The sequence below is a fragment of the Blastococcus sp. CT_GayMR20 genome (genome assembly GCF_004570345.1).
In genome coordinates, this window is record NZ_SPQM01000003.1 from 47,442 (window position 1) to 60,183 (window position 12,742).

Annotated in this window: 17 protein-coding genes and 2 pseudogenes; 8 read left to right on the forward strand and 11 right to left on the reverse strand. The window is 73.0% G+C overall.

From position 1 onward, the window contains the following. Positions 1-193 precede the first annotated feature (193 nt). Positions 194-415: a hypothetical protein gene (locus E4P40_RS01380; protein ID WP_135156893.1), complete on the reverse strand. Its 222-nt coding sequence runs from the start codon at positions 413-415 to the stop codon at positions 194-196. A gap of 61 nt (positions 416-476) precedes the next feature. Here E4P40_RS01380 and arr point away from each other — a divergent pair, with 61 nt between their 5' ends. After that, on the forward strand, positions 477-938 hold the full coding sequence (gene arr, locus E4P40_RS01385; protein ID WP_135156895.1) for an NAD(+)--rifampin ADP-ribosyltransferase: 462 nt from the start codon (positions 477-479) through the stop codon (positions 936-938). Here arr and E4P40_RS01390 read toward each other — a convergent pair. From E4P40_RS01390 to E4P40_RS01435, 10 genes and pseudogenes are all read right to left on the reverse strand, one after another. Beyond that, positions 935-1,345, reverse strand: coding sequence for a VOC family protein (locus tag E4P40_RS01390; RefSeq protein ID WP_135156897.1), 411 nt, complete (start codon positions 1,343-1,345; stop codon positions 935-937). The two genes, arr and E4P40_RS01390, sit on opposite strands and share 4 nt — an antisense overlap. Positions 1,346-1,378: 33 nt before the next feature. Beyond that, entirely contained in the window at positions 1,379-1,852 is a 474-nt protein-coding gene (locus E4P40_RS01395; protein WP_135156899.1) for a hypothetical protein, read from the reverse strand. A gap of 32 nt (positions 1,853-1,884) precedes the next feature. Beyond that, positions 1,885-2,895, reverse strand: a complete 1,011-nt coding sequence (locus tag E4P40_RS01400; RefSeq protein ID WP_135156901.1) for a hypothetical protein — start codon at positions 2,893-2,895, stop codon at positions 1,885-1,887. 41 nt (positions 2,896-2,936) lie between these two features. Then, entirely contained in the window at positions 2,937-3,404 is a 468-nt protein-coding gene (locus E4P40_RS01405) for a hypothetical protein (RefSeq protein ID WP_135156903.1), read from the reverse strand. Continuing rightward, positions 3,401-3,814, reverse strand: a complete 414-nt coding sequence (locus tag E4P40_RS01410; RefSeq protein WP_135156906.1) for a TadE/TadG family type IV pilus assembly protein — start codon at positions 3,812-3,814, stop codon at positions 3,401-3,403. Before E4P40_RS01410 ends, E4P40_RS01405 begins: the two co-directional genes overlap by 4 nt. Continuing rightward, positions 3,807-4,013: a hypothetical protein gene (locus E4P40_RS01415; RefSeq protein WP_135156908.1), complete on the reverse strand. Its 207-nt coding sequence runs from the start codon at positions 4,011-4,013 to the stop codon at positions 3,807-3,809. Before E4P40_RS01415 ends, E4P40_RS01410 begins: the two co-directional genes overlap by 8 nt. 26 nt (positions 4,014-4,039) lie before the next feature. Further along, positions 4,040-4,981: a type II secretion system F family protein gene (locus E4P40_RS01420; protein WP_135156910.1), complete on the reverse strand. Its 942-nt coding sequence runs from the start codon at positions 4,979-4,981 to the stop codon at positions 4,040-4,042. Then, positions 4,978-5,841, reverse strand: a complete 864-nt coding sequence (locus E4P40_RS01425; protein ID WP_135156912.1) for a type II secretion system F family protein — start codon at positions 5,839-5,841, stop codon at positions 4,978-4,980. The genes E4P40_RS01420 and E4P40_RS01425 overlap by 4 nt, the downstream gene beginning before the upstream one ends. After that, a pseudogene (locus tag E4P40_RS01430) lies at positions 5,838-6,800 on the reverse strand (ATPase, T2SS/T4P/T4SS family); the annotation flags it as partial. The pseudogene E4P40_RS01430 and the gene E4P40_RS01425, both read right to left, overlap by 4 nt. A 352-nt stretch (positions 6,801-7,152) precedes the next feature. Beyond that, positions 7,153-7,803: a hypothetical protein gene (locus E4P40_RS01435; RefSeq protein ID WP_245160084.1), complete on the reverse strand. Its 651-nt coding sequence runs from the start codon at positions 7,801-7,803 to the stop codon at positions 7,153-7,155. A gap of 34 nt (positions 7,804-7,837) precedes the next feature. Here E4P40_RS01435 and E4P40_RS01440 point away from each other — a divergent pair, with 34 nt between their 5' ends. The 7 genes and pseudogenes from E4P40_RS01440 (at position 7,838) to E4P40_RS01470 (ending at position 12,710) form a co-directional block, all read left to right on the forward strand. Then, positions 7,838-8,494, forward strand: a complete 657-nt coding sequence (locus E4P40_RS01440; RefSeq protein ID WP_245160085.1) for a hypothetical protein — start codon at positions 7,838-7,840, stop codon at positions 8,492-8,494. A gap of 352 nt (positions 8,495-8,846) precedes the next feature. Then, positions 8,847-9,809: pseudogene (locus E4P40_RS01445) on the forward strand (ATPase, T2SS/T4P/T4SS family); the annotation flags it as partial. Next, positions 9,806-10,669 carry a type II secretion system F family protein gene (locus tag E4P40_RS01450; RefSeq protein WP_135156912.1) on the forward strand — a complete coding sequence of 288 codons (864 nt, stop codon included), beginning with the start codon at positions 9,806-9,808 and terminating at the stop codon, positions 10,667-10,669. The pseudogene E4P40_RS01445 and the gene E4P40_RS01450, both read left to right, overlap by 4 nt. Next, on the forward strand, positions 10,666-11,607 hold the full coding sequence (locus E4P40_RS01455; RefSeq protein ID WP_135156910.1) for a type II secretion system F family protein: 942 nt from the start codon (positions 10,666-10,668) through the stop codon (positions 11,605-11,607). Before E4P40_RS01450 ends, E4P40_RS01455 begins: the two co-directional genes overlap by 4 nt. Positions 11,608-11,633: 26 nt before the next feature. Continuing rightward, a complete protein-coding gene (locus E4P40_RS01460; protein WP_135156908.1) occupies positions 11,634-11,840 on the forward strand; it encodes a hypothetical protein in 207 nt (68 codons plus the stop codon). Further along, positions 11,833-12,246, forward strand: coding sequence for a TadE/TadG family type IV pilus assembly protein (locus E4P40_RS01465; RefSeq protein ID WP_135156906.1), 414 nt, complete (start codon positions 11,833-11,835; stop codon positions 12,244-12,246). Before E4P40_RS01460 ends, E4P40_RS01465 begins: the two co-directional genes overlap by 8 nt. Then, positions 12,243-12,710: a hypothetical protein gene (locus tag E4P40_RS01470; RefSeq protein ID WP_135156903.1), complete on the forward strand. Its 468-nt coding sequence runs from the start codon at positions 12,243-12,245 to the stop codon at positions 12,708-12,710. The genes E4P40_RS01465 and E4P40_RS01470 overlap by 4 nt, the downstream gene beginning before the upstream one ends. Positions 12,711-12,742: the final 32 nt, after the last annotated feature.

The following is a 12,742-nucleotide window of genomic DNA, read 5'->3' on the forward strand; positions in this document are numbered from 1 at the left end:
ACCCGTGGCCGGAGATCCGCGAGCCGGCACAGCGTCGGCGGAGCCGGGCCGAGGAACCGCCCGGGGACGACGTCGTCGGCACGGTGCTCGGGTCCGCGGCGTTCCGGTCCTTCGCGCGTTCGGCGGCCTCGGCGCTCGGCCGCGAGCTGACGCGCGGCATCTTCGGCAACCGCCGGCGCCGCCGCTGAGCGGGTCAGCCCCAGGGAGTCCCGGTGTCACGGACGCACACCGGGCAGGCGTGCTCGTCCCCGCCCTCCGGGGGCCAGTCGCCGTCGACCACGTCGACCTTCGCGCCGCACTCCGCCCGGTACGGCCCGTCCTTGCGCGTGGCGACGGCGACCACCGCGTGCCGCTCCCCGACCGGACCGCCGCCGGCACCTGCTCGCCGACCGATCACGTACTCACTCCCGCTCATGGACAGGGAGTACCACCTCTGGCCCTCGTCGGCCTGTCGTGGGTCCCCATACGGTGACGGGATGGGCGAGAACGGCAGCACGTACGTCCCCGTGACCTACGACCACTGCGAGCAGATCCAGGGACCCTTCTTCCACGGGACGAGGTCCGTGCTCGAGGTCGGCGACGAACTGGTCCCCGGCTACGGCTCCAACTTCCAGGCGGGCCGGGTGTCGAACCACATCTACTTCACCGCCCTCGTGGACACCGCGATCTGGGGTGCGGAGCTGGCGACCGCGCCGGCCGGGAACGGAGAGCGGGGACGCATCTACGTCGTCGAGCCCGTCGGCCCCTTCGAGGACGACCCGAACGTGACGAACAAGAGATTCCCCGGCAACCCCACGGAGTCCTACCGCACCCGCCATCCGCTGCGCGTCGTCGGCGAGGTCGACGACTGGGAGGGCCACGACCCCGAGGTGCTGAAGGGGATGCTGGACCACCTGGCGCAGCTGCGGGAGCAGGGGCTGGACGTGATCGAGGACTAGGACGGCTGGGAGATGTTGACCATCCACTGGATCCCGAACCGGTCGACGCACATGCCGAACTCGTCGCCCCAGACCTGCTTCTCCAGCGGCATGGTCACGCTGCCGCCCTCGGCGAGCTTGGTGAAGTAGCCGCGGAGGTCGTCGGCGTCGTCCCCGCTGAGGCTGATGGAGATGTTGCTGCCGGTGCTGGGCTCCATGCCGGCGGGCGCGTCCGAGAGCATGAGGGTGTAGCCGGCCGGCGTCTCCAGCTGGGCGTGCATGACCTTGTCCTCGTCACCCGGGGCGGCCATGCCGCTCCCGCCGTAGGTGTCCACGGCGAGGTCCCCGCCGAACACGTCCCGGTAGAACTCCGCGGCCTGGCGTGCGTTGCCCGAGAAACCGATGTAGGGGTTCAGCCGAGATGTCACGGGGAGCTCCCTCCGAGCAGGTCGAGTGGGAGATCAACGTAGCGGGGCCTGGTCGTCGTGCGGAACGTTCTCCGGCCTGACGTAGTCGCCGAGCGCGTGCACCCGCCAGCCGCCCAGCCGAGGCCGGCGCACCAGGGTCGCGATGGCGATGTCCCCGACAAGGACCATGTCCGGCGGCGGCCCGGTGGTCTCGCCGGTGTCGCGCAGGTAGGTGATGTAGACGACGTCCGGGTCGTCGACCGACGGAGTGGCCTCCGACGCCATGCCGTAGCCGAGCAGGAGCTCGGCGGGGCCGGCGAAGGTGCCCCACCCCCGCCAGCTCTCGGGGGTGACGATGACGCTGAGGACGTCGAGGTTCGGGCCGTCGGGCTCGGTGACCGCCGTCCAGAAGACGGCGGCCACGGTCACCGGGTTGTCCGGTCCGGGAGGGCCTGCGTCCACCAGTGCGGCAACCTCGGACGTCGGTACCCGGGGCGGCGGCAGGTCCTCCGGTGGCAGCCAGGCCATGTGCCCAGCATGCGCTGCTTCTCCGCGAGGCGTCAGCAGCCGGAGACGTCGTAGTCCTCGACGGCCGGCCACGCGGACGGCGGAGTGGTCGGCCAGTCCCAGATGGAGACGCCGATGGCCTGCTGCTCGGTCGCCGCCCGGGCCATGGCCGAGTAGTCGTCGGACGTCTCCTGGGCGTCGTAGCCGCCGATCACCGAGACGGTCGCACACGGGTCGTCGAGGTGCCGGCGCACCCGTTCGATGTTCTCGGTGACGTACCAGTGGGGGTCGGTGAACCCCTCCTCCGACCGGTTGGACCAGTACGCCATGGGCAGCCAGACGTCGTAGAGGTCGCGCAGTTCCGCCCATGGGAACTCCGGCCAGTACCCGGAGTTCAGCACGTCGGTGACCACCGGTGGGAGCACGACGGCGCCGAGCTCGACATCGGGCAGCGCGGCCCGCAGCTGCTGCGACAGCTCGATCAGCGCCGCGTTCCGCGGTGCGAGCGCGACGGCGTCGGTGAACTCGATGTCGACGGCGACCGCGTCGAAGCCCTGTCCGTCGACGCGGAACTCCGCGATCGCCTCCAGCCTCCGCAGGTCGCCGGCGATGTCGCCGAAGCGCGGCAGGTACCAGGCGACCACCTGCATGTCGCGCGCGTGCGCCCGCACGAGGAAGTCGCCGAGGACGTCCGTGCTCAGCAGCCCGGGGTACCGGGGGTCGTCGGCGGCCGGCTGCAGGTAGATCGTGCGGATGCCCGCCTCGGCCATCGTGTCGACGACGGCCGGCGTCACCGGCGGAACCGCGCCGCCGAACTCCCGGGTGAACCGGTACCGCGACAGCCACGTGCCGACGCCGGCGTAGGGCGACGTCTCCTCGACCACCGGGGCGGTGGTGGTCGGCGGTTCCGACGGGGCAGTGGTGGCGTCGGCCGACGGCCGGTCCCCGCGCGGTTCCGCGACGGGTTCGGCCAGTACCACGACGAGGACGGCGATCAGCAGGACGCCGAGCAGCAGACCACCGACGCGGTGGTTCGACCGCCGCCTGTGCGCGCCCCTGCCCACCGCCGCATCATCCTGGGGTGGCCGCCGCGGCGACCAGTCGATCAGCCGTCGACGTATCGGTCGCGCTCGACGACGAACTGGCCGGTCGCGGTGTTCGACTCGATGAACTCCGGCAGCAGCGGGATCCGCACGGTCACGGTGACGCACACGGAGAACTCCTCGCCCGGCACCAGAGTCGGCGTGTATCCCCCGGCGGACGCGCAGTCCGCGCCGGCCGGCGCGTAGGCCAGCTGCAGGTCGGTGGCGTCGACCGACTGGTCCTCGACCGCCAGCTCCGCCGCCCGCAGTGCCCGCTCCTGCCCGGTGACGGGGTCCGGCGCCGTGCCGATCGCGCGGCCTGCCTCACGGGCCGCCGCCGTCGAGGCGAACACCCCGCGCTGGACGGCCGAGAACCCCGCGACGATGTAGACCAGCGGCACGAAGACGACGAGTGCGATGAACACGAACTCGACCAGTGCCGACCCCCGCTCCTCGCGCAGCATCCCGAGCCGGCGGCGCAGCCGGCTCACGGGCCCTCCTTGACCGCGCGGCCCGTGACGTCCAGCGGCAGCAGGTTGCCCAGCGCCGACAGCAGCGACGGCACCGAGCCCGAGCACTGCACCACCACGAGGGTCAACCCGCTGGCGTCGACCTCCTCGGCCGACGTGCACGCCAGCCCCTCGGCGGTCTGCGTCGACGTCGCCTGCGCCACCACCTCCACGGTGCGCGCGGCCCCGGCGGCCGGGTCGACGTCGGCGTTCGCCGCATACCGGGCGCCCTGCTGCGCGCTCGCCGTCACCACGTTGCGCACGTGCACGTAGACGGCAACCTGCAGCACCGCGAGCAGCAGCGCCACGATGAGCATCGAGACCATGACGAAGTCGACGACGGCGCTGCCCCGCTCGTCGTCGTCCGTCGGTACGACCGACGGTTCAGCCACCGCTCGTGACGGAGGTGAGCGCGTTCTCGACGGCGGAGACGATCGCCTCCCGGAACGGGATGAGGATGGCGAGCACGAGGGCCGCGGTCATCACCGTGATCATGACCCAGCCCGGGACGTCGCCCCGTTCGGGATCGTCGCCCGTCACCCGGGCCGAGAGCGCAGCCAGTGCGGCGGTCAGGTACGCGTAACCGCGCATCCGTGTTCCTTCCTCCAGGTCCGCTGTCACTGCGCCAGCGAGACGATGCTGATCAGCCCCGGGAACAGGGCGAAGAGAACGGTGACCGGCAGCACCAGGAACACGACCGGCACCATCATGGCGATCTCCTTGCGGCCGCCCGCCTCGAGCAGCCGGCGCTTGCCGGCCTCCCGGACGTCGGCTGCCTGGGCGCGGAGCACCTCGGCCAGCGGGGTGCCGCGCTCGATCGCCACGAGCAGCCCGTCGATGAACCGGGCCAGCGGGTCCAGCGACGTGCGGTCGGCGACCTGCTGCAGGGCGTCGACGAGCGGGACGCCGGCGCGCGCGCGGCCGAGGGCCGCCCCGAGCTCGCGCGCCAGTTCCCCGCCGGAGAGCCGGGTGACCCGGGCGATCGCCGCGGTGGGGCTCTCCCCCGCCGTCACGGCCAGGGCGAGCAGCTCGGCGACGACCGGGAACTCGGCGAGCAGCAGCTCCTCGCGCTTCAGCACCTGCTGGGTCAGCCACCAGTCGCGGCCGAGCACCCCGCCGAGCAGGCCCGCCACGCACAGCAGCCCGGCCGAGAGCACGTTCAGCCCGCCGGCCGCGACCGAGCCGACGGTGGCGACCACGGCTGCCCCCAGCAGCCCGATTCCGCCCCAGACCACCTGCTCCACGCGGAAGTCCTCGACGGTCGCCTCGTCGGCCAGCGCGTCCAGCCGGCGGCGGACCGCGGCCCGTCCGCCCAGCAGCCGGTCGACCAGCCGTGCGCCGTCCCCGACGGCCGGGCCGAACACCCGGCGGACGGCGGTGAGCAGGCCCGGCTCGGTCGCGGTGCCCAGCAGCCGGGACGGCGGAGGGGTGTCGTGCACGTAGGGCGCGAGCCGGTCGACCAGCCGCACCGAGCGGAACGGCGGGGCGTAGGTCAGCACCAGCACCAGGCCGGTCGCCGCGACCAGTCCCAGCACCATCCCCGTGAGACCCGCACTCACTGCAGCACCCTGACGTCCTCGGGCAGACGCCCGATCCGCAGCATCAGCCGGTAGGCCACGAGGCACACCGCTCCGCCGCCCAGCAGGATCGCCGTCCCCAGGGGGGAGTCGTAGGCGGCGAGCGTCGTCGACTGCGTCGCCAGCAGCAGGAGCACGACCCACGGCGCGGCCACCGCCAGCCGCGCTGCCGAGACCACCCAGCCCTGCCGTGTCTCGAGCTCGGCCCGTGCACGGGCGTCCTCGCGCAGGAAGGTCGCCAGGGTCCGCAGCACCCGGCCGAGGTCGCTGCCGCCGACCTCACGGGCCACCCGCAGCGTCTCCACGATCCGGTCACCGACAGGGTCGGCCAGGTCGTCCTTGAGCCGGTCGAGGCACACGCTGAACCGGCCGCTCGAGCGGTACTCGGTGGCGAAGCGGGCGAACGGCGGCCGCAACACCTCGGGACCGCGCGTCGACAGCGCCGACAGCGCCTCCGGCAGCGACAGCCCGGCGCGGACGGCCGAGGCGAGGTTGTCGACGACCTCCGGCCACACCTCCCGGAGGTCGGCCCTGCGCCGGGCGGCGAGCCGGCGGACCTGCGCGTAGGGCAGGAAGAAGCCGAACAGGCCGAACACCAGACTGACGGTCACCGTGCCGGTGGTCAGCAGGACGACGACCAGCACCGCCAGCCCAAGCCCGAGCTGCAGCGCCAGGAGTTGGGTGGCGTTGATGCCGGTCAGCCCCGCCTCGGCGAGCAGAACCTGACGACGACCCGGCTGCCGGGGCCCGGTGCGGGGCTGCGGCGCCCGCGATCCGCTCCGCCAGATCAGCAGCAGGCCGACCCCGGCGAGCAGCCCCAGCAGCGCGCCGGACTCAGTCATCGCCCGTCGCCGAGCAGCGCCGGCAGGTCATGGCCGAGGGCGGCGAACCGCTCGGGGTGCGGCGGGTAGCCGTCGGCACGGACGAGCCGCCCGTCCCGGGAGGTGAAGACGTCGGCGGTCTCGATGACGCCGCCCTCGGCGCGGCCGGGCAGGGCGACGATCTCGCGCACCCGGCGGTGCCCGGAGACGTCGGTGCCGACGTGGACGACCAGGTCGACGCTGGAGGCCACGGTCGGGACGACGAACGCCGTCCCGATGTTCTCGCCGGCCAGCAGGGGCAGCGTGCACATCTTGACCACGGCCTCGCGGGCGCTGTTGGCGTGCAGGGTGCACATGCCCGGCAGGCCGGAGTTGAGCGCGATCAGCAGGTCGAGGCACTCCTCCTGCCGCACCTCGCCGACGACGATCCGCGAGGGCCGCATCCGCAGCGCCTCCTTCACGAGGCGGCGCAGCGGGATCTCGCCGGCGCCCTCGAGGTTGGGCTGCCGGGTCTGCATCGAGACGACGTCGGGCAGCGGCACCTGCAGCTCGAAGACCTCCTCGCAGGTGACCACGCGCTCCCGGGCCGGCACGGCTGCGCAGAGGCAGTTGAGCAGCGTCGTCTTGCCGGCCTGGGTGCCGCCGGAGACCAGGATGTTCAGCCCCGAGGCGACGGCGGCCTCCAGGAAGCGGGCCGCCTGGGTCGTGATGGTGCCGAGGGCGACGAGCTCGTCGAGGCTGTGCGCCTGCAGCACGAACTTGCGGATGTTGACCGCCATGTGGCGGCGGGTGATGTCGGGGATCACCACGTGCAGGCGCGAGCCGTCCGGCATCATCGCGTCGACGAACGGCGTGCTCATGTCGATCCGCCGTCCGGACGTGCGGAGCATCCGCTCGACGAGGTCGGCGAGCTCCCCGTGCCCGAGGATCGTCGTCGTCAGTTCGCTGCGCCCGCGCCGGGCGATGAACACCCGGCCCGGTTCGTTGACCCAGAACTACTTCCGGACGTTTGACCACGTACGATCATCGACGGAAAGCAACGCTGAGCTGGACTTTTGCTGTTTATAGTCGCTAGCTGGTGAGTGCCGTGACTGGCCATTCTGCGGACTAGTTGCGGACTGGCTGCGGACCAAGATCGCGTGCGTCCCCGTCCTCTTACCCCTCGAGACACGGCTTCCGCTTTCCACCCGGATCAGCATTGCCGTGCGGCGCAGGCTGGCCAGCGAGCCCGGACGCTGTCAACCCGAGCGCAGCCTTGCTGTCCGGCTTCCGCACCGGCTGCGGGGCGCAGCGCATGCCTCCGCGTCCCTGGCGGGGCGCCACGGGTGGGCCTCATCGCCCGATGCCTGGACCAGCGGCAGTTCGCCGCGTGAGCGTTGCGAGGTCCTCGGGCCGCGGGAGGTGGACATGCCGTTCCGGGACAGTCAGCCGCGGGGCGGCCGATCGGTGTGGGGTCGGGTCGGCGTCCTGGTGTGCACGCCAGGTGTCCCGCTCCTGGGCGAGGCGGTCGGCCGGCTGGGCGAGGAGAGCCAGCTCGGTCGTCAGGCGCGTGATGCGAGCGCGGACGGCGGCCAGTTCTGCTCGCGCGGCGGTTATGGCCAGGTCGGTGTCGGTCAGCCGCTCCGCCGGGTCGAGGGTCCAGGCGAGGTGTCCGAAGCGGGCGAGCCGGTCCTCAAGCTGACGCCGGGCGTCGGTTGCCGCGGCCCCGGCGTGCCGGTGGGTCTGCTGCGCGGTGGCTGCGGTCGCGCGCAACTGCTCGTGCTCCGGGTGGGCGTGTTCGGCGTGGTGGCGGGCGTAGGAGTCGAAGGCAGTCCACAGCCGCGGTCGGTCGTCGGACCGGTCAGACAGGCGCGCGATCTGCTGCGGGTCGGTGGGCATGGTCGGGAGGTAGGGCCGCCAGGCGTCCGCCCAGTCGGCGAGCTGCTCGCCGGCCCGGTTCACCGCCGCACGCCGCAGTTGGAGCCGGCCGGGGCCGTCGAGCACGACCTGCGCGGCGTCGCGGGCGGCGTCACGCCCGGTGTCCCAGCTGTCGAGCAGCGTGTCGCGGATCCGGTCGGTCTCGGCGGTGAACCGGGCCGGCGAGCAGCTCGCCGACTGGGCGGACGCCTGGCGGCCCTACCTCCCGACCATGCCCACCGACCCGCAGCAGATCGCGCGCCTGTCTGACCGGTCCGACGACCGACCGCGGCTGTGGACTGCCTTCGACTCCTACGCCCGCCACCACGCCGAACACGCCCACCCGGAGCACGAGCAGTTGCGCGCGACCGCAGCCACCGCGCAGCAGACCCACCGGCACGCCGGGGCCGCGGCAACCGACGCCCGGCGTCAGCTTGAGGACCGGCTCGCCCGCTTCGGACACCTCGCCTGGACCCTCGACCCGGCGGAGCGGCTGACCGACACCGACCTGGCCATAACCGCCGCGCGAGCAGAACTGGCCGCCGTCCGCGCTCGCATCACGCGCCTGACGACCGAGCTGGCTCTCCTCGCCCAGCCGGCCGACCGCCTCGCCCAGGAGCGGGACACCTGGCGTGCACACCAGGACGCCGACCCGACCCCACACCGATCGGCCGCCCCGCGGCTGACTGTCCCGGAACGGCATGTCCACCTCCCGCGGCCCGAGGACCTCGCAACGCTCACGCGGCGAACTGCCGCTGGTCCAGGCATCGGGCGATGAGGCCCACCCGTGGCGCCCCGCCAGGGACGCGGAGGCATGCGCTGCGCCCCGCAGCCGGTGCGGAAGCCGGACAGCAAGGCTGCGCTCGGGTTGACAGCGTCCGGGCTCGCTGGCCAGCCTGCGCCGCACGGCAATGCTGATCCGGGTGGAAAGCGGAAGCCGTGTCTCGAGGGGTAAGAGGACGGGGACGCACGCGATCTTGGTCCGCAGCCAGTCCGCAACTAGTCCGCAGAATGGCCAGTCACGGCACTCACCAGCTAGCGACTATAAACAGCAAAAGTCCAGCTCAGCGTTGCTTTCCGTCGATGATCGTACGTGGTCAAACGTCCGGAAGTAGTTCTGGGTCAACGAACCGGGCCGGGTGTTCATCGCCCGGCGCGGGCGCAGCGAACTGACGACGACGATCCTCGGGCACGGGGAGCTCGCCGACCTCGTCGAGCGGATGCTCCGCACGTCCGGACGGCGGATCGACATGAGCACGCCGTTCGTCGACGCGATGATGCCGGACGGCTCGCGCCTGCACGTGGTGATCCCCGACATCACCCGCCGCCACATGGCGGTCAACATCCGCAAGTTCGTGCTGCAGGCGCACAGCCTCGACGAGCTCGTCGCCCTCGGCACCATCACGACCCAGGCGGCCCGCTTCCTGGAGGCCGCCGTCGCCTCGGGGCTGAACATCCTGGTCTCCGGCGGCACCCAGGCCGGCAAGACGACGCTGCTCAACTGCCTCTGCGCAGCCGTGCCGGCCCGGGAGCGCGTGGTCACCTGCGAGGAGGTCTTCGAGCTGCAGGTGCCGCTGCCCGACGTCGTCTCGATGCAGACCCGGCAGCCCAACCTCGAGGGCGCCGGCGAGATCCCGCTGCGCCGCCTCGTGAAGGAGGCGCTGCGGATGCGGCCCTCGCGGATCGTCGTCGGCGAGGTGCGGCAGGAGGAGTGCCTCGACCTGCTGATCGCGCTCAACTCCGGCCTGCCGGGCATGTGCACCCTGCACGCCAACAGCGCCCGCGAGGCCGTGGTCAAGATGTGCACGCTGCCCCTGCTGGCCGGCGAGAACATCGGGACGGCGTTCGTCGTCCCGACCGTGGCCTCCAGCGTCGACCTGGTCGTCCACGTCGGCACCGACGTCTCCGGGCACCGCCGGGTGCGCGAGATCGTCGCCCTGCCCGGCCGCGCCGAGGGCGGCGTCATCGAGACCGCCGACGTCTTCACCTCCCGGGACGGGCGGCTCGTCCGTGCCGACGGCTACCCGCCGCACCCCGAGCGGTTCGCCGCCCTCGGCCATGACCTGCCGGCGCTGCTCGGCGACGGGCGATGACTGAGTCCGGCGCGCTGCTGGGGCTGCTCGCCGGGGTCGGCCTGCTGCTGATCTGGCGGAGCGGATCGCGGGCGCCGCAGCCCCGCACCGGGCCCCGGCAGCCGGGTCGTCGTCAGGTTCTGCTCGCCGAGGCGGGGCTGACCGGCATCAACGCCACCCAACTCCTGGCGCTGCAGCTCGGGCTTGGGCTGGCGGTGCTGGTCGTCGTCCTGCTGACCACCGGCACGGTGACCGTCAGTCTGGTGTTCGGCCTGTTCGGCTTCTTCCTGCCCTACGCGCAGGTCCGCCGGCTCGCCGCCCGGCGCAGGGCCGACCTCCGGGAGGTGTGGCCGGAGGTCGTCGACAACCTCGCCTCGGCCGTCCGCGCCGGGCTGTCGCTGCCGGAGGCGCTGTCGGCGCTGTCGACGCGCGGTCCCGAGGTGTTGCGGCCGCCGTTCGCCCGCTTCGCCACCGAGTACCGCTCGAGCGGCCGGTTCAGCGTGTGCCTCGACCGGCTCAAGGACGACCTGGCCGACCCTGTCGGTGACCGGATCGTGGAGACGCTGCGGGTGGCCCGTGAGGTCGGCGGCAGCGACCTCGGCCGGGTGCTGCGGACCCTGGCGACCTTCCTGCGCGAGGACGCCCGTGCACGGGCCGAGCTCGAGACACGGCAGGGCTGGGTGGTCTCGGCAGCGCGGCTGGCGGTGGCCGCGCCGTGGGTCGTGCTCCTGCTGCTGGCGACGCAGTCGACGACGCTCGCCGCCTACGACTCCCCCCTGGGGACGGCGATCCTGCTGGGCGGCGGAGCGGTGTGCCTCGTGGCCTACCGGCTGATGCTGCGGATCGGGCGTCTGCCCGAGGACGTCAGGGTGCTGCAGTGAGTGCGGGTCTCACGGGGATGGTGCTGGGACTGGTCGCGGCGACCGGCCTGGTGCTGGTGCTGACCTACGCCCCGCCGTTCCGCTCGGTGCGGCTGGTCGACCGGCTCGCGCCCTACGTGCACGACACCCCTCCGCCGTCCCGGCTGCTGGGCACCGCGACCGAGCCGGGCCTGCTCACCGCCGTCCGCCGGGTGTTCGGCCCGGCCGTCGGGGACGGCGCACGGCTGGTCGACCGGCTGCTGGGCGGACGGGCCGCGGTCCGCCGCCGGCTGGACGCGCTGGCCGACGAGGCGACCGTCGAGGACTTCCGCGTGGAGCAGGTGGTCTGGGGCGGAATCGGGCTGCTGGGGGCAGCCGTGGTCGCCACCGTCGGCTCGGTCGCGGCCGGCGGGCTGAACGTGCTCTCGGCCGGGCTGCTGTGCGTGGCGGGCCTGCTCGGCGGGGTGCTCGGCCGCGACTGGTGGCTGACCCAGCAGGTGCTGAAGCGCGAGGAGCTGCTGCTCGCCGAGTTCCCGGTCGTCGCCGAGCTGCTCGCCCTGGCCGTGACGGCGGGGGAGAGCCCCACCGCGGCGATCGCCCGGGTCACCCGGCTCTCCGGCGGGGAACTGGCGCGCGAGCTCGGGGCGGCCCTCGGCCGCGCGCGCGCCGGCGTCCCGCTCGTCGACGCCCTGCAGCAGGTCGCCGACCGCACGTCGCTGGACCCGCTGGCCCGGTTCATCGACGGGCTGCTCGTGGCGATCGAGCGCGGCACCCCGCTGGCCGAGGTGCTCCGCGCCCAGGCAGCCGACGTCCGGGAGGCCGGCAAGCGCCGGCTGCTCGAGGCGGGCGGCCGCAAGGAGATCGCCATGATGGTGCCGGTCGTGTTCCTGGTGCTGCCGGTCACCGTTCTCTTCGCCCTGTTCCCGGGGCTGATCAGCATCGTCTCGCTGGCGCAGTGACAGCGGACCTGGAGGAAGGAACACGGATGCGCGGTTACGCGTACCTGACCGCCGCACTGGCTGCGCTCTCGGCCCGGGTGACGGGCGACGATCCCGAACGGGGCGACGTCCCGGGCTGGGTCATGATCACGGTGATGACCGCGGCCCTCGTGCTCGCCATCCTCATCCCGTTCCGGGAGGCGATCGTCTCCGCCGTCGAGAACGCGCTCACCTCCGTCACGAGCGGTGGCTGAACCGTCGGTCGTACCGACGGACGACGACGAGCGGGGCAGCGCCGTCGTCGACTTCGTCATGGTCTCGATGCTCATCGTGGCGCTGCTGCTCGCGGTGCTGCAGGTTGCCGTCTACGTGCACGTGCGCAACGTGGTGACGGCGAGCGCGCAGCAGGGCGCCCGGTATGCGGCGAACGCCGACGTCGACCCGGCCGCCGGGGCCGCGCGCACCGTGGAGGTGGTGGCGCAGGCGACGTCGACGCAGACCGCCGAGGGGCTGGCGTGCACGTCGGCCGAGGAGGTCGACGCCAGCGGGTTGACCCTCGTGGTGGTGCAGTGCTCGGGCTCGGTGCCGTCGCTGCTGTCGGCGCTGGGCAACCTGCTGCCGCTGGACGTCACGGGCCGCGCGGTCAAGGAGGGCCCGTGAGCCGGCTGCGCCGCCGGCTCGGGATGCTGCGCGAGGAGCGGGGGTCGGCACTGGTCGAGTTCGTGTTCATCGCACTCGTCGTCTTCGTGCCGCTGGTCTACATCGTCGCGGGGTTCTCGGCCGTCCAGCGCGGGGTGTTCGCCTCGACGGCGGCGGCCCGTGAGGCAGGCCGCGCGATCGGCACGGCGCCGGACCCCGTCACCGGGCAGGAGCGGGCACTGCGGGCGGCGGAGCTGGCGGTCGAGGACCAGTCGGTCGACGCCACCGACCTGCAGCTGGCCTACGCGCCGGCCGGCGCGGACTGCGCGTCCGCCGGGGGATACACGCCGACTCTGGTGCCGGGCGAGGAGTTCTCCGTGTGCGTCACCGTGACCGTGCGGATCCCGCTGCTGCCGGAGTTCATCGAGTCGAACACCGCGACCGGCCAGTTCGTCGTCGAGCGCGACCGATACGTCGACGGCTGATCGACTGGTCGCCGCGGCGGCCACCCCAGGAT

Coding starts and splice junctions, on each gene's coding strand:
- E4P40_RS01380 (WP_135156893.1), bottom strand. CDS start 415: ATGAGCGGGAGTGAGTACGTGATCGGTCGGCGAGCAGGTGCCGGCGGC.
- arr (WP_135156895.1), top strand. CDS start 477: ATGGGCGAGAACGGCAGCACGTACGTCCCCGTGACCTACGACCACTGC.
- E4P40_RS01395 (WP_135156899.1), bottom strand. CDS start 1,852: ATGGCCTGGCTGCCACCGGAGGACCTGCCGCCGCCCCGGGTACCGACG.
- E4P40_RS01415 (WP_135156908.1), bottom strand. CDS start 4,013: ATGCGCGGTTACGCGTACCTGACCGCCGCACTGGCTGCGCTCTCGGCC.
- E4P40_RS01425 (WP_135156912.1), bottom strand. CDS start 5,841: ATGACTGAGTCCGGCGCGCTGCTGGGGCTGCTCGCCGGGGTCGGCCTG.
- E4P40_RS01450 (WP_135156912.1), top strand. CDS start 9,806: ATGACTGAGTCCGGCGCGCTGCTGGGGCTGCTCGCCGGGGTCGGCCTG.
- E4P40_RS01460 (WP_135156908.1), top strand. CDS start 11,634: ATGCGCGGTTACGCGTACCTGACCGCCGCACTGGCTGCGCTCTCGGCC.